The following is an 18,609-nucleotide window of genomic DNA, read 5'->3' as shown; positions in this document are numbered from 1 at the left end:
CACCGCGACCCGCGCGTCACGGCCGGTGTGCCGTTACGATGCCAGCCCTGGTCAGGGACGAAAAGGTGACTGGTGCACTGCACAGGCGGTCATTGCCGACGGTCATGGCAAGCCCGCGGCCGGTGCCGGCGGCAGCGTCACCGGTCCACTGCGGCCGATCTCGAGATCGAAGCCGGCCTTGCGAAGTTGCCTGGCTTCGATCTCGAGATCGGCACGCGTCAGTGGGTGCTGGTCCAGCCAGCCCGCCGGAAGGCGCAGAACCAGTCGCTGCCGGTCGACGCGCAGGCTGATCGCGGGCAACGGCTCGCTGCTGCGACCCCGGTGGAGAACCACCGCCAGACGCAGGAGAACGCACAGGCGGCGTGCCGGCCGCGCCCAGTCCTTTGGCAGATGGGAAAACGCATCGGCCGGAAACGACCGCCGGTGGCGCCCGACCAGGGCCGACAGCAAACGCTGATCGTCGCGCGAGTAACCGGGCAGGTCGGAATGCTCCAGCACGTAGGCGCCGTGCCTGTGATACTGGTCGTGGGTCAGCAACAGGCCGATCTCGTGCAGGCGGGCGGCCCGTTCGAGAACGTGCCGCGCTTCCTTGCCGGTCAGTTGCCATTTCGCGCGTACCTGTCGGTGCAGTTCCAGCGCCGTGCCGCTGACTCGCCCGGCCTGAGCCTCATCGAGGCCGAAGCGACCGATGACATCGGCGATGGTTCGGTCGCGCACATCCTCGTGCCGGATGCGGCCCAGCAGGTCATAGATCAGGCCCTCGCGCAAAGCGCCTTCCGAGACCTCGAGCTGCTGCACGCCGAGCGTCTCGCACAGACCGTGCAGGATGACGAAGCCACCGAAGAAGACGCGCGCGCGCGCGGGGTCGAGTTGCCAGCGACTGGCGATTTCGGCCGTGTCGCGCACTTCGAGCAGTGCCGTGCGCAGTCGGCGCAGGGCGTCGAGACTGATTCCCTCGCGACACCAGCCTTCGCTGACGACCACATCCTGGATCGCCTTGATCGACCCCGACGCACCGGTCACCACCTCCCAGCCGCGCGCCAGGTATTCCTCGCGCACTGGTTCGAGATTCAGCTGGACAAGCAATTCCGCCTCGCGCAGGCGGCCCGCGGTCACTCGACCGTTACCAAAACAATGGCGACTGATGCTGACGCAGCCCATGCGCAGGCTCGCCAGATGCAGGGGATCGAACTGCTCGCCGATGATCAGCTCGGTGCTACCGCCGCCAATGTCGACCACCAGACGTTGCCCGGGCACGTCGCCGACGCTGTGCGCAACACCGAGGTAGATCAGCCGCGCCTCCTCCTGGCCGGCGACGATCTCGACCTTGTGGCCGAGAACCTGCTCGGCGCGGGCCACGAACTCGGCGCTGTTGCGCGCCTGTCGCAAGGTGTTGGTGCCGACGATGCGCACGCGGGTTGGCGGAATGTGGCGTAGTCTCTGGCCAAAGCGCGCCAGGCAGTCGAGCGCCCGCTGCTGCGACTGTGGCGACAGGCGGTTGCGACTGTCGAGGCCCGCAGCCAATTGAACCATCTCGCGCAGGCGGTCGAGAACCTGCACCCGTCCATTGGCGATACGGGCAACAATCATGTGGAAGCTGTTCGAACCCAGGTCAATCGCGGCTACGAAATCGGAAGACACGTCAGGACTCCTTGGTGGGTGGCGCCAGCAGACGAGGCCCGTCTTCGTCGCGTGAGCGCCGAAGCGGCGCGGGCGTGGCAAGCGCGACCCCCATCTACCGGCACCCGATAGAATAGCTGGCGGGAATTCGCCGCGCTGTGAAATGGTGCACGCTGGGGAGCTGGCCAGGCTGGCTTTCGAGGAGAGTATCCCTGGGCCCGGCGGCTTCGTCAATCCTTGCCGGTGCGCGACAGCGGGCCACGCGGCGGCTCGCTCGAGCGGCAAAGGGGCGGGGGCCACGAGGGCGCTACCGTGGCACAGGCGAGGTGCAGCGCCCGCACACGCGCTGGCCGCGCCGCCAAGTCAGAACTCGAGCGGGTCCACCTCCAGGTGCCAGCGCAGGCTGCCCGGCGCCTTGATGGCTTCGATCTGCACCACCCAGCCGGCAAGAAACTGCTGCAACACGCGACGTGACGACGACTCGACGAGCAACTGCCCGCGTTCGCGGCTGGCTCTGCGTGAAAGGCGCATCGGCACCGCGTCGTAGAAGGTCACGGCGTTCTCGCAACCGGGTGGCGGACAGGCGCGCGCCGTATTCAGGAAGCTCAGGGCGTCTGCCATGCGTGGCGCTTCCGCGCGCAGCATCGCCTGATGGGTGTAGGGTGGAAAGCCTGCCTGCTGCCGTTCCTTGAGATGGGCCGCGGCGAAGGCCGGATAGTCGTGGTCGACCAGGGCGGCATACAACGGATGGTCGGGGAACTGCGTCTGGATCAGCACTTCCCCCGGGCGGTCCGCACGCCCCGCGCGACCGGCCACCTGCATCAACTGGGCAAAAAGTCGCTCGGGCGCGCGCCAATCGGCGGCAAAGAGCGCAGCATCGGGAGAAACGACGCCGACCAGCGTCAGCTTCGGGAAGTCGTGACCCTTGGCGAGCATCTGCGTGCCGACAAGAATATCGACCTCGCCGGCGTGGATCCTTGCCACCAGCGCTTCCCAATGCGTGCGGCTGCTCGCCGAGTCGCGGTCAACACGCAGGACGCGTGCCTGCGGAAAGCGCTCACCGAGAACCACCTCCAGGCGCTGCGTGCCGCGACCGAAGGCGCTCAGATCCTGGTTGCCGCAGGTCGGGCAGGCCTTCGGCACGGCCGCCGCATAGCCACAGTGGTGACAACGCAGGCAACGGTCGGCAAGATGCAGCACTAGATGGGCAGCGCAACGCCGGCAACCGGAGGTCCAGCCGCAGGCCATGCAGGCGAGCACGGGTGCGTACCCGCGTCGATTGAGAAACAGCAGACTCTGCTCACCGCGTTCCAGGCGTTTCTCGATCGCCTCGAGCAGCGCGCCGGATAGCCCGTCAATCGGTTTGTCAACGCGCGTGTCGACGCGCCGCACCACCGGCAGGCGAGCCCCCTCGACCGCGCGCGCGTGCAGCGAGAGCAGGCGGTAGCGGGCGCGCGCGCCATTGCCCGCGCCGTTGCCAGCGGCGTTTGCCCAGCTTTCCAGCGACGGCGTCGCCGAACCGAGGACGATCGGAATTCCGCACTGGCGGGCACGGAACACGGCCAGGTCGCGCGCCGAATAGCGAATGCCGTCCTGCTGTTTGAAAGAGGCATCATGCTCCTCGTCGACAACGATCAGGCCCGGTTCCGGCAAGGGAGCGAAGACGGCCAGGCGCGTGCCGAGAACGATTCGCGCGGCGCCGCTCAAGGCTGCCCGCCAGTTCCGGTTGCGCGCGGATTCCCCGAGTTCGCTATGCAGACTGACCAGCCCGGCAGCGGGGAAACGCGCCATCACCCGCGCCTCGAGTTGTGGCGTCAGGTTGATCTCCGGCACCAGCAACAGCGATTGCCGTCCGGCAGCGAGGGTACGCTCGATCAGGCGCAGATAGATCTCGGTCTTGCCGCTGCCGGTGACGCCATGCAACAGGTAGGCGTGAAACCCCGGGCCACCGGCCGCAATCGCGGCCAGCGACATTTCCTGTTCGGCGGTCAGGGCCGGCGCCGCGATCGCCCGGGTGTCGTCGGGCAACCGCCGGACCGGCCGGGGCTTCGCTGGAGTGGTCGAGCGCAGGCCGGCGGGCAAGGTGGACAACATGACCTGACCCACAGGAGCCTGGTAATAGGCGGCGCAGAACTCGACCAGGCGGAACCAGTCAGCGGGCAAGGGCGGCAAGTCGCGCAGCACCACCTCGCAGGATCTGAGCTGGGCGAGCGGAACTGCACTCTCGCTCGGCAGTCCGACGATGATGCCGATCTTCCGTTGCTGGCCGAACGGCACGCGCACGCGACAGCCGATGTCGTCCACCGACAGGCACTCTCCTTTCGGTACGCAGTAGTCGAAGAAGCGGCGCAGAGGCACGTCCAGGGCGACGCGGACTATCTGCGGCATGCGCGTGCAATCTCGAAACGGGTTGAAGTCCGGGGGGAATCAACGGGCCACTTAGCGGCGGAAGCTCGCGCCAGTTCTCTCAAAGCCGCCTAACATCCTCAGTTATCAGAGCTTTCGACCCGACGCACAGTTCCTGTGGATAACTCTGTGGATCGTGCGTCAGACAAGTGCCGCAAAGGCCCTTCCCACAAGGGTTTCAGGTCGTTGCCGGAAAAATAAGCGATAACAAAACTCCCAATAAATCAGCGCATTATTGATAGACCTCTGATTCTTGGGAGATTTCCTGGCGGGCGCGATACATGCACGGCATTTCTGTGAATAAGTCAAGTGGTCAACCGATGTTTATTCGCTTCTGGTGCGCAGCAACACGCTATGCGCATGTACTTCCTCTACCAGTGCCGTGACGTTCTCCGGCGGCGTAAACTGGGAGATGCCGTGCCCCAGATTGAAAACGTGACCCGTGTTCTGGCCGGCGCCATAGCTCTCCAGCACCCGTCGAGCTTCGGCGGCAACTTTCTCGGGCGAGGCAAAAAGCACGGCCGGGTCGATGTTGCCCTGCAGCGCCACGCGGTCACCGACGCGTCGGCGCGCTTCCCCGATGTCGATTGTCCAGTCGAGGCCGACCGCGTCGCAGCCGATGTCAGCGATCGCCTCCAGCCACAGACCGCCACCCTTGGTAAACACGATCGAGGGAACGCGCTCGCCACCTCGCTCCCGGAGCAAATTGCCGACGATACGCTGCATGTATTGCAGCGAGAACTCCTCGTACGCAGCCGCCGACAGCGAACCGCCCCAGGAATCGAAAATCATCACCGCCTGTGCGCCGGATTCGATCTGCGCATTCAGATAGGCGGTGACGGCGTCGGCGGTGACCGACAAAATGCGATGCAACAGGTCCGGCCGCTCGTAGAGCATTCCCTTGATGCAGCGGTAATCGCTGCTCGAAGCGCCTTCGACCATGTAGCAGGCGAGCGTATAGGGACTCCCCGCAAAGCCGATCAGCGGTACCGAGTTGTGCAGCGCGCGTCTGATCTCGGCGACGGCGTCCATCACGTAACGCAGGTGATCCCAAGGGTCGGGCGCCGTAAGATCGCGGATCGCCCACTCCTCGCGCAAGGGACGTTCGAAGCGCGGCCCTTCGCCATCGGTGAAGTAGAGGCCGAGGCCCATCGCATCGGGTATCGTCAGAATGTCGGAGAAGAGGATCGCCGCATCGAGATCGTAGCGGGCGAGCGGTTGCAGCGTCACCTCGCAGGCCAGGGCAGGGTTCTTGCACAACTGCAGGAAGCTGCCGGCCCGCTTGCGCGTCTCGCAGTACTCGGGCAGATAGCGCCCGGCCTGACGCATCAGCCATACCGGCGTGTACGCGGTCGGCTCCTTGAGCAGGGCGCGCAGGAAACTGTCGTTGCTTGGTCGGGTCACGGCGAACTCCACCGGCGAGGGAAGTACGCCGGAAAGTCCCGATTATCCGCTTTTCGCCGTCACTTGCGCCAGAAGGCCGAAGGCATCACTGGCCCTGCGAAAGTCGCTGTCAGCCGCTGGGGCCGGCGGCGACAGCCACCCGGGGCCGTGTCACGCGCAGACGCTGACCGCCAGTGGCGCCATTTCCTTGTAGAGCAGAGGTAGCGGCGGCTTGAGCGATACGGTGATGATGCGCGTCCCCGGAGGGTAGATGAGGTGGTAGGTCAGGAACATGTGCGTTTCATCGCCGGCGAGCAGCAACTCGCGCAGCGCCGCATAGCCGGAATGCCCAAGAACCTCGACCTCGTCGTAGTCGTAACGGTTGAGGCTCAGCGAGCGCTGCCGGAACTCGAGGTGGGGCTTCTGTGGTCCCAGCAGTTCGTGCATCAGGAGGCGGCGAACCTCTGGCAGGACGATCACGCCAACGCAGCCCTCGCCGACCAGCCACTCGACCGCCCGCCCTTCGCCGCCCGGATCCGGGAGATGGTCGCCGAAAGCCTGGCACCAGCGTGGGAAGTGGGCCGCATAACGGCGCACGATCTTTTCCATGGCGTCCCGAACCTAGCGATCGCGCAACGCACGTTCAATGAGGCTGGTCACCACGTCGGTATCCGAGACGAAGCCCTGCAACTCGTTGTTGTCGATGACCAGCACGCGCTTTACCGAATACTGGATCATCAGGCGCGCCAGATAGCGGATTTCCAGGTGCTGAGAAACCTGTAGCGCCGGTTTCTGGGCAATGTCGTAGACGTTGAGAAGGTCAATGTCGCCATCCTCGGCGATGACCGACTTGGCGACGTCGCGATAAGCGATGAGGCCGTAGGCGTCACCGGAATGGCGCTTCTCGACGACCAGCGAGCGCACCCCGCGAGCCTTCATCATCATCAGCGCCTCGCGTACGGTGGCCAGCGGGCTGATGGTGACGACATCCTTCTTCATGATTCCGGCAACCAACATGACAAGAACTCCTTCAGTCAATCATAGGGGTCAGCGACCCGACAGCGGGCTTGAGGCCAATGGCCGAGGGCGACTCACAGATCCTCCTCGACTTCGCGGCGAAACGCCTGCATCTGCGCCAGACCGATGCCGACGACACTGCCCAGCGGCAGCGAAAAGGCGAGACCGCCGCCCGGCTCATCGAGTTTCATCTCGGTCTTGACCGAGCGCAAGATGCGCATCGCCAGTTGCTTCTCGACGACGCACAACAGCACCGACTCCTTGCGCTCGAGGCCAAGGCCGAGAAAGGTCTTGCGCTCGTTGTGGCGCAGACCCTTGCCCTTGAGAATCGTCAGGCCGGTAGCGCCGGCGTGCTTGAGAATCCCCACCGCGCGGTTCTCGTCTTCTTCCGGGATGATCAGGACGACAGCAGAAAACTTCATCGTGTCTTCTCCTTGGCAGATTTCCTTGACATCAGCCAGGAGGCGAGGATGCCATAGGACATAACGATAATCATCGGCAGCAGCGAAGCGAAGGCGATCAAACCGAAACCGTCGATCATCGGGTCACGACCGGGCGTCCGTTCGGCCAGCCCAACGCCGAGGGCGGTGACCAGCGGCACGGTCACCGTCGACGTCGTCACGCCGCCGCAATCATAGGCGATCGGCACGATGAAGCGCGGCGCCACTTTGGTCATGGCCAGGACCAGCAGGTAACCCGGAATCAGCCAATAGGCGATGTTGATTCCGTCGATGATGCGCGCGCAGCCGATGACGATGCCGATGCCGACACCGATCGATACCAGCGAACGCAGCCAGATGCCCTTGAGTTGCCCAAGGCTCACTTCGTCGGCCTTGATCGACAGGGCGATCAAGGCCGGCTCCGCCATCGTTGTGGCGAAACCGATGAGAAAACCGTAAAGATAGACCGCCCACATGGCGACGCCGTCGCCCATCAGGCCTTTGGTCATCTCGTCGCCAAGCGGAAAGAGCCCGACTTGCAGCCCCTCGTCGAAGAGAAAGAGACCGACAGCCACGAGGACCATTCCCACGGCCAGGCCTTTGGGATCGGCGAGCGGGCGGCGAAGGATGACGAAACTGGAGAAGAGGACGACGACGATGATCGGCAGCAGGTTTCTCACCATGATCAGGAAGTCGAAGAGCAGTTCCAGGGCAGCATACTGGTGCTGGTCGTCGGTCGGCATCATCACCACCGCCGTGCCGGCCGCCGCCGGCACGAAGAAGACGATGCCGTAGATCTGGATGATGATCATCGGCGCGAGCGCGCCGAAAGCGATCAGACCAAAGCCGTCGAGCATCGGGTTGCGGCCACGAATGCTGGTCGCCAGGCCAACACCGAGAGCCGTCAACAGGGGGGCAGTGACGGTCGAGGCGACAACGCCACCCGAATCGAAAGCCAGACCGACCAGTTGCGGCGGTGAAAACACCGTCAGGGCGATGACGATCAAGTAACCGGGGATCAGGTAGTTGCCGATCGAGTGGCCGAGGACGATGCGCCATACGCCAACCACCACCGCCAGACCGACGCCGAGCGCCGCAACCATGCGCAGGGTCAGCGCACCCATGCTGCCACCCGACACCGCTTCCGCCTTGTAGGCCACGGCCATCAGCGCCGGCTCGGCAGCCACCGAAGCAAAGCTGATGCAGAAGGCAAAGAGCATCAGCCAGAGAAACGAACCGCGACGCGCAAAGTCGAAAGCCATCGTCTCGCCAGCCGGGAAAATCGCGGCGTCGAGTCCCTTGACGAAGAGTGCCAGGCCGAGAAGGACAGCGGCAAAGCCGCCGATCAACCCCGCCGGACTGTCCGGCATACGCTGGATGAAAAATACCTGAAAGATCGCCACAACGACCAGCGTCGGCGCTAGGTCGCGCGCCGCTTCGCGCATCAGTTCGCGGGCGATGCGCAGCAGGGAACCCATGCGCCCTAGCCCGCGACGACCGAGCGCAGGGAGCGCTTCGGCGACTGTGAAGGAGGGGGGCAAGCGTGCGTCATCGGCTCTCGAAGGAATCAGCGCATCTACGGGCCAACATCGGCACGGCCACGAATCATGCCGCAGATCGCCCGGTACGACAAGCCCTTGGCAAGTGATGCCATATGGATCAAACGTTCCCTGGGGGGCGCAAACAACTCCAGAGACGAGAATACGGCGAAAGTTGGTGCAGCCAGCACGAGAAGACGAGATCCGCCGGCGATTGACCCTACCGCCGTCTGGCGCGATACTGCCAAGGGGGAATTTACCGTCGCCCCTTCACGCGCCTGCACACCGCTGCACGCTATCCCTCGATTGCAGAGCGCCCTCTTTGATCGCCCACATACACTGGAAGTGGATGCGAGGGAACGCGATCGGCCGGCGGATCAGCGCTCGTTGACCGCTCTTCGGAAAGGCTTCGCATGATCAAGCGTTTCGCGCCGGTGCTCTTCGTTCTCGGCATCCTCATCCTCGGTTTTGGCTTCCTGATGCTGGTGCCGCTCAGTCTCTCATGGCTCAGCGCCGACGGTGCGCACGGCGCCTACGACGAAGCGGTGCTCATCACGATGGCCAGCGGCGCACTGTTGTCGCTGTCCGTTCGCCGGCAAAAGCGCGAAATACGCGTGCGCGAGAGCTTCCTGCTGGTCGCGCTGATCTGGTCGCTGCTGCCGGCCTTCGGGGCGCTGCCGCTGTATCTGCACATCAAGGAACTGTCGTGGACCGACGCCTACTTCGAGGCCGTCTCCGGTCTGACGGCGACCGGCGCGACGGTCCTCTCCGGGCTCGACACTCTGCCCCTGTCGATCAACTTCTGGCGAACCTTCATGCACTGGATTGGCGGCCTCGGCGTCGTCGTTCTCGCGGTCGCCATCCTGCCGATGCTCGGCTTCGGCGGACGCGGCATGCTCAAGGCGGAAACGCCGGGCCCGATGAAGGATGCGAAGATCACGCCGCGCATCACCGAGACCGCGAAGGGACTATGGGTGGTCTACGTGATCCTGACCATTTCCTGTGGGGTGAGCCTGTATCAGGTGGGAATGGAACCCTGGGACGCACTGATGCACGCCTTCTCGATCATGGGGCTGGGCGGCTTTTCGACCAAGGACGCGAGCCTCGGCCACTTCGACAGCCTCGACATCGAGCTGGTGGTGATCTTCTTTGCGCTGCTCGCCGGCATCAACTTCAGCACCCACTTCCTGGTCTTGTCGCAACGCTCGCTGCGCGCCTATCGCTTCGACATCGAAGCGCACTATTTTCTCGGCTTCCTTGCCCTGAGCAGCGTCGCGCTCGCGCTCTACCTGTGGCCTGACGACGTCTACGAGGATTTTCTGACGACCCTTCGCTACGTCGCTTTCCACTCGGTGTCGCTTGCCACTTCGCTCGGCTTCGCCACCACCGACTACGCGCAGTGGCCCTTGTTCGCGCAACTGTGGATCCTCTTCCTCGGCAGCTTCGTCGCCTGTTCCGGTTCGGCCGGCGGCGGCATCAAGATGATCCGCGCCGTCGTCCTCTACAAGCAGGTGTCGCGCGAGTTGATGCGTGCCATGCACCCACGCGGTCTACAGACCGTTCGCTTCGGGGCGACGGTGGTTCCCGACCCGGTGCTGCATTCGATTCTCGGCTTCATGTTCATTTACGTCGTGACGATCGTCATACTGACGCTGCTCTTGATCGCCACGCGCCTGGACGTCATCACCGCTTTCTCGGCAGTCGTGGCGTGCATCAACAACACCGGCCCGGGTCTCAATCTGGTCGGTCCTTCAACGACCTATGCGGTGCTCACCGACTTTCAGACCTGGGTATGTACCTGGGCAATGCTTCTCGGCCGGCTGGAGATCTTCACCCTGCTGGTAATCTTGATGCCTGCCTTCTGGCGGCGCTAGTTCGTCCGCCAAACCGGCGCTCCCGATGTTCCCCTCCGGCTACTTGCGCCAGAACGCCGGTGTCAGGACAACCAGCAGGGTGAAGATCTCCAGTCGGCCGATCAACATGGCGAAGGTGCACACCCAGGTCTGGAAGTCGGTCAGCACGGAAAAGTTGTTCGCCGGACCGACCTGACCGAGCCCGGGTCCGGTGTTGTTGATGCTCGCGACAACCGCTGTAAACGCGGTGATGATCTCCAACCCCGAGAACGAAAGAAGCAGGGTCATCGACGCGATGCAGACCATGTACATGAAGCCGAAGGCGAGCACGGCGAAGAGGATGTTCGGAGGGACAACCTCGTTGCCGACCTTGACCGGATGAACGGCGTTCGGGTGCATGGCCCGCGCGAGTTCGCGGTAGACCTGCTTGTAGAGGACGATCGCGCGGATCATCTTGATGCCACCGCCCGTTGAACCGGCACTGGTGGCGAAGCTGGAAAGAAACAACATCCAGAGCGGTGCGAAGAACGGCCACAAGGCATAATCGGTGTTGGCAAAGCCGGTGGTCGTCGCGATCGACACGACATTGAACGCCGAGAAGCGCAGCGCTTCGGAAAACGTCGGATAAACCTCGTGCACATCGAGGAAGATGGCGATACCGACGACACTGCCGAGGGTCACCAGCAGGAACATCCCGGCTTCCGGGTCGGTCGCGTAGGGCCGCAACGATCGGCCGCTGAGGACGACGTAGTGGGTGGCGAAGTTGCAGCCGGCGATCAGCATGAAGAGAATCGCCACCGCCTCGATCAACGGCGAGTTGAAGTAGCCATAGCTCGCGTCGTGGCTCGAGAAACCGCCCAGTCCCATGGTGGCGAACATGTGCATGATGGCATCGAGCCAGGTCATGCCCGCCCACTGGTAGCCGAGCACACAGCACACCGAAATCAGCGTATAGACGACCCAAAGGCCTTTCGCGGTCTCGGCCATGCGGGGAGTCATCTTCGAGTCCTTCATCGGTCCCGGCGTTTCCGCCTTGAACATCTGGCGGCCACCGATACCGAGCAGCGGCAGGATGGCGACCGCCAGGACGATCAGGCCCATGCCACCCAGCCAAACGAGCTGCGTGCGCCAGAAGTTGATCGACACCGGCAGATTGTCGAGCCCTTCGAAGACCGTCGCGCCGGTCGTCGTCAACCCGGAAACGGCTTCAAAATAGGCGTCGGTGAAACTTGCATTGAGTTGAATCACCAGCGGTAGCGCCGCGTAGACCGGCAGCACCGTCCACACCAGGGCGACCATCAGAAAGCCGTCACGAATCGTCAGATCGCGTTTCTCCTTGCGCGTCGCGTACCAGAGACCCGCACCGGTACCGACCGTCAATAGCACGGCTTCGTCGAAGGCGCTCTCGGCACCGTCGTGCATGAACCAAGACAACCCCCAGGGAACCAGCATGGTCAGGCCGAACATGACAATGACCATCGACAGCACCCGAATGACCGGGTAATAGCGTTGCATGCTTCGCTCTCAGAAGAAATGGAAGCCGACGGCGAACAGCTTCTCGACCTGCTTGACGACCTTCTTGTCCAGGCAGAAGACGATCACGTGATCGTCGGTCTGAATCACCACGTCCTTGTGCGCGATCAGCACTCGACCCCTCTGCTTCTTCTTGGCCAGGCCGAGGAATCCGACATCCTGCGTCTTGTCGAGATCGCGGACGACGGCGGCGATGAACGCGCCCTCGATCGTCGGCACATCGCAGATCCGCCGGCCAACGACGCGCGAAGTCTTCTGATCGCCGTGGGCGACGACCTCGAGCGCCTCGGCAGCGCCGCGGCGCAAGCTATGCACCTGCGCCACGTCACCGTGGCGGACATAGGTCAACAGCGTGCCGATCGAAACCTGCGCCGGCGAAATCGCGATGTCGATCGGCCCGCCCTGCACCAGATCGGCGTAAGCCCGGCGGTTGATCAGCGCCACCACGCGCTTGCTGCCCATCTTCTTGGCCAGCGACGCGGCCATGATATTGTCTTCATCGTCGTTGGTCAGCGCCAAGAAGAGATCCATTTCGTCGATCGCCTCCTGTTGCAGCAACTCCTCGTCGGTTGCATCGCCGTGCAGCACCAGCACCGCCTTCAGCGAGGTCGCGACAAACTCGGCCCGCCGCCGCGAAACCTCGATCAGCTTGACTTCGCACTTGCCTTCCAGCGCCTGCGCGACGCGATGGCCGATGTTGCCGCCACCGGCGATCATCACCCGCCGCACCGGCTCGACCGAGCGGCGCAACTCACGCATGACGGCCCGAATGTGTTCCTCGGCGGCCAGCAGGAAGACCTCGTCGCCGTCTTCGATGATCGTCTCACCGGTCGGTGTGATGGCGCCGTCGCGGCGATAGATGGCGGCGATGCGCCCGTCGATCTCGGGCGGTAGATGGCCGCGCATCTCCTTGATCGGGCTACCCACCAACAAACCGCCGGCGTAGGCGCGAAGCCCCACCAGCACCAGTCGGCCATCGCCGAAGTTCAGCACCTGCAAAGCTTCCGGAAACTCGACGAGGCGCGCGATGTACTCGGTAATGACCTGCTCCGGACACAGCGCATAGTCGACGGCGAAGTTCTCCGGCGCCAGCAGCTTTTCGCTCTCCAGAAAGTCACGCGCGCGCAACCTGGCGATGCGTGCCGGGACGTTGAAGACGCTGTGCGCCACCTTGCACGCCACGAGATTGGTCTGGTCGCTCTGCGTCACGGCGATCAACAGGTCGGCATCGTCCAGGCCGGCGCTGGCCAGTACCGAAGGATAGGCGGCGTTGCCGGTCACCGTTCGCAGGTCGAGACGATCCTGGAGGTAGGCGAGACGATCCTGGTCGCTATCGACGATCGTGATATCGTTGTTTTCCGAGACAAGACTCTCGGCAACACTCGCACCGACCTGGCCGGCACCAAGAATGACGATCCGCATTTCTTTTTAATCTCCCTGACGGTGCTGCGGCGCGATGTCATTCGCGCTCGTCGCTGCGCCGCCCGATGTTCAGACCGAGCTGCCGCAACTTGCGATAGAGATGAGTTCGTTCAAGACCCGTCTTCTCCGCCAAGCGCGTCATGTTACCCCTCTCGCTGCTCAGATGGTATTCGAAGTACAGGCGCTCGAAGCCTTCGCGGGCCTCGCGCAACGGCAGATCGAAGAACAGTGCCGCGAGCGGCGTGGCGGCGCCGCTGGCCTCGGTCTGCAAGGTACGGGCGACATCGTCGGCACTGATCTCCTCATCGAGCGCCGACAGCGCGAGGTTCTTGACCGTGGTCAGGAGTTCGGCCCATTCACCCTGCCAGCGATGCAGACGTAGCGCGTTCTGCGCGCCACTGGAAAAGTGACGCAAGGGCACTTCGCCGCGTTCGGCGAGATCGGCGAGCAACAGGGTGGCGATTTCGGGGACGTCGTCCGCGTGTCCCGAAATCTGCGGCAGTGCCACCCAGACTTCGCCGAGGCGGTTGACCAGCAGCGGGTCCCAGCCAGAGTCAACGAGTGCCGACAGCGAGCGGCTCGAAGCCGCCACCAGTTGCAGATTCTGCCGCTCGAGCCGTTCGATGGCGAAAACGAGATTCATCTGCTGCAGCTTGCCGAACTGTGCCAGATCGGCGATGAAGACGATGCCGCCGCCGGCGTTCTGCAACATTTCCTGTGTCAGCGGCGTGCTCAGCGTCGACAGGTCGAGCCAGGGGGTACGGTGCGTCTGCAGGGTACGCGCGCAGATTTCCGCGATGCTCCCCGAGGCGCTCTTCAGGAGGAGCACCGACGTCTTCGCCGCCGCCTGTTCGAGGCGCCGCTTGAGGTCCTTGAGCAAGGGCGAGCGCGTGAAGGCGTCCAGCGTCAGCGGCCGCTTCTGGAGAACCGCCTCGTGCTTGAGCGCTTTCTTGACGGTGGCGAGCAGTTTCTGCAGGGCGATCGGCTTTTCGAGGAAGTCGGTCGCGCCGATGCGTGTCGCTTCGACCGCCGAGTCGATCGTGCCGTGCCCGGACATCATCACCACCGGCATCGTCAGGAGCCCGCCCGCCGACCATTCCTTGAGCAAGGAAATCCCGTCGGTATCCGGCATCCAGATGTCGAGCAAGACGAGATCCGGCCGTTTCTCGGCGCGCATGCGGCGCGCGACGGCGGCATTTTCCGCCAGCCAGACGGAGTGACCTTCGTCGGCAAGGATCTCGGACAGCAACTCGCGGATGCCCATTTCGTCGTCGACAATCAATACTTGCGCCATGCTCAGGCCTCGGAAGATAGTTTGCTGGGGTGGCGGCGAGCGCTCGGCTGGGAGACGAGCGGCAGCATGATGCTGACCTCGGCGCCGACCCGCTGGCGGTTGTTGATCCGGATGCGGCCGTGATGTTCATCGACGATCTTCTTGACGATCGCCAGGCCGAGGCCGGTACCACGCGCCTTGGTGGTGACGTAGGGTTCGCAGACCCGGGCAAGGATTTCGGGCGGGAAACCCGGCCCGTGATCGGTGACGACCATCTCGGCCATGCTGTCAGTGCATTGTGTGCTGATCCCGATGCATGGCGATTCAAGCGCTTCCTGCGCGTCTTCGGCATTGCGCAACAGATTGTGGATGATCTGCCGCAATTGCGTGACATCACCCCAGACCAGCGGTAACCGGGGGGCGAGCTTCAGCTTGATCGTCGCCCGCGAGGTTTCGTACAGGCCGAGCACTTCCGAGATCAGCGCGTTGAGGTCCACCGCGGCGAGCTCCGGTGCCGGCAGACGGGCATAGTCGCTGAAGTCATTGACCATCCGTTTCATCGCCTGCACCTGGGTGATGATCGTCTGCGTGGAGCGCGCCAGCATCTGGGCGTCGGCGCCGGCCAGCCGGTCGGCCAGTTTCATCTGCAGTCTCTCGGCGGAGAGCTGGATCGGTGTCAGAGGATTCTTGATCTCGTGAGCCAGGCGGCGCGCCACTTCACCCCAGGCGGCACTACGCTGAGCGGCAATCAGCCGGGTCACGTCGTCGAAAACAACGACGTAGCCGCCATGCGAACCGGCGGGCAGTTGCGTGCCGCGCAGGAGAAGAATCTGCGGCAGGCCGCCGGAATGATCGAGTTCGATCTGTTCCTGCCACTCGCTGCTGGCATGGGTGTCAAAGGCACTGCGGATGGCCTGGCCAAGCGTTTCCTGCCGCGGCCAGGCATCAACCGGGTGGCCGAGCAGATCGCTGAAGTCGTCGTCCAGAATCGTCAGCGCTCCTTCGTTGAAGGTACGCAGCACGAAACGGTGGTCGAAGACGAGCACGCCAGCCGAAAGATTGGCGAGAATCGATTCGAGATAGGCGCGCGCCGCTTCGAGCTCGGCGCGATGACGTTCGTTGTCGCGCCGAGCTTCATCGAGCTGGCTGGTCATCTGCTTGAACGAGCGGGTCAGAACGCCGAGCTCGTCACGACTATAGACAGCCTGACGCGGGGTGTAGTCGCCCGCCGCCACGGCTTGTGTGCCCTCGGCAAGGATAGACAGCGGCGCCGACAGGCGGCGAGCCAGCACGAAAGCCAGGGCAATGGCCGTGAACAAGGCCAGGAGTACCGTCAGCGTCAACGTCATCGCGTAGATGCGCGTCAATCCCTCACGGCCGAGCGAGAGTTCCTGATAGTCGGCATAGACCGCCTGCACGCTGTCGGCGTTCTGGGCGAGGCTGGTGGGCACCGGATCGGTAAGCTGCAGGATTCGCGTCTCGATGCCGAGGCCCGGCGGTGTTACGGCGACCAGGACACGCAGTGTCAGGTCTTTCTCGCTGTGGCTCTCGATCACCGCAAGTCGGCGCTCGGCAAGTGCCCGGCGCAATTGTTCGGGTGCCGGCTGTGCCGGCAACAGGGTGGCCAGTTCACCCGTCGCCGTCGCCACGAGCGTACCTGTCGTCGAGAAGAGTGCCGCCGATTGAACGCCGTGCTGTTCGCGCAAGCGGTTGAGTTCGAGCCGTCGCTGCGCTTCCGAGCGGTCCGCAAGTTCCAGCGCCATCGATTGTCCTTTGGCGGCCAGATCCGCCAACAGCGAATCGAGCGCACTGCGGCCTAGATTGAGGCCCGCTTCGAGGGCCTTCTCGACGCGCACGTCAAACCAGGTGTCGATACTCTTGGTGACGAACTGGACCGACACGGCGTAAATCAGTACGCCGGGCACGACGGCCATCAGGCCGAACATCAGCATCAGCCGCAGCTTGAGCCGCGAACCGAAGACTCTGGCCCGGTGTTCACCCCAGAGGATGCGCAGCTGCCAGGCAATCAGCGCCAGCAACGACAGGGCGACGATTGCATTCAGACCCAGCAGCCAGGGGTAATGACGCGCAAAGAGCGCCGTGTTGGCGCTCGCCGACGCCAACAGGAAGAGAAGAATGCCGCCAAACGAAGCGGCGGCGACGATCAGACTCTTCACTTGCTCTCACCGGTGGCAGGCGCAAGCGTGGCCGCTACGCCGAGGGAGGATACATCGCCGGGCGTAAGGTTCCAGCGAGCCCACTCGGATGTCAGATTCCAGTCACGATTGGCGAGTGCGTTCACCTGGAACGTCTTGGGCATTTGTGTGAGGTCGAGACGCATGCGTAGGGCGAGCTGATAGGTCTGGCCGGCGGCGAGCGAACCCTTGTCGAGGACCGGCCAGTTGCGCAGTCGTGTGAGGATGCGCAGCGCCTCGTCGAGCGTGGCGAAGCTCTGGTGCAAGGCGCCGCTCGACAAACGGTACTGGCGAGTCAGCGCGTGGTAGGAGAGCTGGTACGACTGACTCCGGCCGACAACCTGTTCGTCCAGCCAGTACCAGCGGGAGCGGCTGAGTTCGAAGTCGACCACGAAATAGAGCGCGACGCCCTTAGCGACGACTTCTTCGAGCCGGGCGTTCAGATTGATGGTGAAATCAGCCGACAGGACATAACCCTCGTCGCCGGCCGACAGCTGCGGGTTGCGGATGCTGATGTCGGCTGCCTGCGTGCTCGATGAGGCAATCAGAATAAACAGGCCGACAAGGAACGAACTAAGGAGCTTTCCGCAACAGCGCATAATAGAATCCGTCATGTTCCTCCCGCGGTAGAAGTCTCTCCTCCACGAGTCGCCGGGCCGTCGGCTGGCGAACCAGGAAGGCATCGATCTGTCCTTCGTTCTCTTCCGGGAATACCGAGCAGGTGGCGTAGAGCAGGCGGCCTCCCGGCTTCAGCAGCGGCCAGAGTTGGTCGAGAAGGTCAGCCTGCAGGAGAGCAAAGCGCCTGATGTCGCTCTCCCGGCGCAGGTACTTGATATCGGGATGGCGACGCACGACGCCCGAGGCAGAGCAGGGCACATCCGCGAGGATGGCATCAAAAGGCAGGCCATCCCACCAGTCGCCCGAGGCGCGGCAGTCGGCAACCCCGACCTTGGCGACGAGACCGAGGCGGCGCAGGTTGTCTTCGATGCGCCGGGTGCGCGTGGCGTCGATATCGAGTGCCAGCAGGTCGATATCGGCCGCTTCCAGCAGATGTGCGGCTTTCCCCCCAGGCGCGGCGCAGGCGTCCAGGATGCGCTCGCCGGCAACGGGCAGGAGCAGTTGGGCAGCGCGCTGCGCGCCGGCATCCTGGATAGACACCAGCCCATCGGCAAAGCCCGGCAGGGCATCGACGGTTACCGGCTTGGCCAGGAGCAGCGCGTTCGCCGCCACCTGCCTGGCAGACGATCCGGCCTCCAGCAGACGTGCCGCGTAGGCCTCGCTGGTGGCGCGACGCCGGTTGACACGCAGGGTCATCGGCGGCGGGCCGTTGCCAGCGGCGACGATCTCCTGCCAATGCTCGGGATAGGCGCGGCGCAAACGCGCCAGCCACCAGGCGGGGTGTTGTTGTACCGCCTCGTCGTCGCCGGCCATGGCGGCCGCCAGCGACTCGCGCTGGCGCAGGTAACTGCGCAGCAGTCCATTGACTAATCCCTTGAAAACGCCACCGGTCATTTCGCCGGCGGCGGCAACGGCCTGATCCACGACCATGTAGGCCGCCTCGGGACGGGTATGCAGCCGAAAGAGTGCGGCCAGCAGCAGGGCTTCGGTTTCCGTGTGCGATAGCGGTTTCGTGAGCAGGCGAGCGAGAATGAACTCGCCGCAACCGTAGCGGCGCAGCGTCCCATAGGCCACATCCTGCGCTGCGGCGCGGGCAGCCGGCGCTGCGGCGCTCAGAGGCCTCAAGGCTTGTGTCAGGCTTTGCCCGGCCCGCACGGCGGCAATCACCCGAGCCGCGAGCAGCAGGCTCAGCCCCAGGGAATCCGCCGGCAGACGCGACGGCGGCGGCCCCGGCTTGCGCCGAGGCGGGCCCTTGACGACGGCCGCAGGTTTGCGAACGCGCACGGCGCGGGTAGACGGAGAAGAAGGCGT

General features: G+C 64.1%; 14 protein-coding genes. 1 reads left to right on the top strand and 13 read right to left on the bottom strand.

Features of this window, described 5'->3' with window-relative positions; translation table 11 throughout:
• Positions 1 to 102: 102 nt before the first annotated feature.
• From CAP2UW1_RS00310 to CAP2UW1_RS00280, 7 genes are all read right to left on the bottom strand, one after another.
• Positions 103 to 1,641: a Ppx/GppA phosphatase family protein gene (locus CAP2UW1_RS00310; RefSeq protein ID WP_012806891.1), complete on the bottom strand. Its 1,539-nt coding sequence runs from the start codon at positions 1,639 to 1,641 to the stop codon at positions 103 to 105.
• Positions 1,642 to 1,983: 342 nt separating this feature from the next.
• On the bottom strand, positions 1,984 to 4,008 hold the full coding sequence (locus CAP2UW1_RS00305) for a primosomal protein N' (protein WP_012806890.1): 2,025 nt from the start codon (positions 4,006 to 4,008) through the stop codon (positions 1,984 to 1,986).
• A gap of 342 nt (positions 4,009 to 4,350) precedes the next feature.
• On the bottom strand, positions 4,351 to 5,430 hold the full coding sequence (gene hemE / locus CAP2UW1_RS00300; protein WP_012806889.1) for a uroporphyrinogen decarboxylase: 1,080 nt from the start codon (positions 5,428 to 5,430) through the stop codon (positions 4,351 to 4,353).
• Positions 5,431 to 5,580: 150 nt separating this feature from the next.
• On the bottom strand, positions 5,581 to 6,018 hold the full coding sequence (locus tag CAP2UW1_RS00295) for a hypothetical protein (RefSeq protein WP_012806888.1): 438 nt from the start codon (positions 6,016 to 6,018) through the stop codon (positions 5,581 to 5,583).
• 12 nt (positions 6,019 to 6,030) lie between these two features.
• Positions 6,031 to 6,426 (bottom strand): CBS domain-containing protein, encoded by a 396-nt coding sequence (locus CAP2UW1_RS00290; protein WP_012806887.1) that lies wholly within the window; start codon positions 6,424 to 6,426, stop codon positions 6,031 to 6,033.
• Between the two features lie 74 nt (positions 6,427 to 6,500).
• The gene (locus tag CAP2UW1_RS00285) at positions 6,501 to 6,848 is read right to left on the bottom strand and encodes a P-II family nitrogen regulator (RefSeq protein ID WP_012806886.1); all 348 of its coding nucleotides are present in this window, start codon (positions 6,846 to 6,848) and stop codon (positions 6,501 to 6,503) included.
• Positions 6,845 to 8,344: a DUF1538 domain-containing protein gene (locus CAP2UW1_RS00280; RefSeq protein ID WP_012806885.1), complete on the bottom strand. Its 1,500-nt coding sequence runs from the start codon at positions 8,342 to 8,344 to the stop codon at positions 6,845 to 6,847. Before CAP2UW1_RS00280 ends, CAP2UW1_RS00285 begins: the two co-directional genes overlap by 4 nt.
• A 476-nt stretch (positions 8,345 to 8,820) precedes the next feature.
• Between CAP2UW1_RS00280 and CAP2UW1_RS00275 the strand changes: the two genes are divergently transcribed.
• Positions 8,821 to 10,278 (top strand): TrkH family potassium uptake protein, encoded by a 1,458-nt coding sequence (locus CAP2UW1_RS00275; RefSeq protein ID WP_041567976.1) that lies wholly within the window; start codon positions 8,821 to 8,823, stop codon positions 10,276 to 10,278.
• A 39-nt stretch (positions 10,279 to 10,317) separates the two neighbouring features.
• On the opposite strand, the gene CAP2UW1_RS00270 is transcribed toward CAP2UW1_RS00275, so the two are convergent.
• The 6 genes from CAP2UW1_RS00270 to rsmB are packed head-to-tail and all read right to left on the bottom strand — an operon-like array spanning position 10,318 to position 18,582.
• Entirely contained in the window at positions 10,318 to 11,772 is a 1,455-nt protein-coding gene (locus CAP2UW1_RS00270) for a TrkH family potassium uptake protein (RefSeq protein ID WP_012806883.1), read from the bottom strand.
• Positions 11,773 to 11,781: 9 nt separating this feature from the next.
• Positions 11,782 to 13,212, bottom strand: coding sequence for a Trk system potassium transporter TrkA (gene trkA / locus CAP2UW1_RS00265; RefSeq protein WP_012806882.1), 1,431 nt, complete (start codon positions 13,210 to 13,212; stop codon positions 11,782 to 11,784).
• Positions 13,213 to 13,249: 37 nt separating this feature from the next.
• A complete protein-coding gene (locus tag CAP2UW1_RS25880) occupies positions 13,250 to 14,506 on the bottom strand; it encodes a sigma-54-dependent transcriptional regulator (RefSeq protein ID WP_012806881.1) in 1,257 nt (418 codons plus the stop codon).
• A gap of 2 nt (positions 14,507 to 14,508) precedes the next feature.
• Positions 14,509 to 16,662, bottom strand: coding sequence for a sensor histidine kinase (locus tag CAP2UW1_RS00255; RefSeq protein WP_012806880.1), 2,154 nt, complete (start codon positions 16,660 to 16,662; stop codon positions 14,509 to 14,511).
• Positions 16,659 to 17,294, bottom strand: a complete 636-nt coding sequence (locus CAP2UW1_RS00250) for a DUF4390 domain-containing protein (protein ID WP_049778493.1) — start codon at positions 17,292 to 17,294, stop codon at positions 16,659 to 16,661. Before CAP2UW1_RS00250 ends, CAP2UW1_RS00255 begins: the two co-directional genes overlap by 4 nt.
• Positions 17,254 to 18,582 (bottom strand): 16S rRNA (cytosine(967)-C(5))-methyltransferase RsmB, encoded by a 1,329-nt coding sequence (gene rsmB / locus CAP2UW1_RS00245; RefSeq protein ID WP_012806878.1) that lies wholly within the window; start codon positions 18,580 to 18,582, stop codon positions 17,254 to 17,256. The genes CAP2UW1_RS00250 and rsmB overlap by 41 nt, the downstream gene beginning before the upstream one ends.
• Between the last annotated feature and the right edge of the window lie 27 nt (positions 18,583 to 18,609).

Source organism: Candidatus Accumulibacter phosphatis (genome assembly GCF_000024165.1).
Lineage (GTDB): Bacteria > Pseudomonadota > Gammaproteobacteria > Burkholderiales > Rhodocyclaceae > Accumulibacter > Accumulibacter phosphatis.
This window is presented reverse-complemented; position numbering and strand designations above follow the sequence as displayed.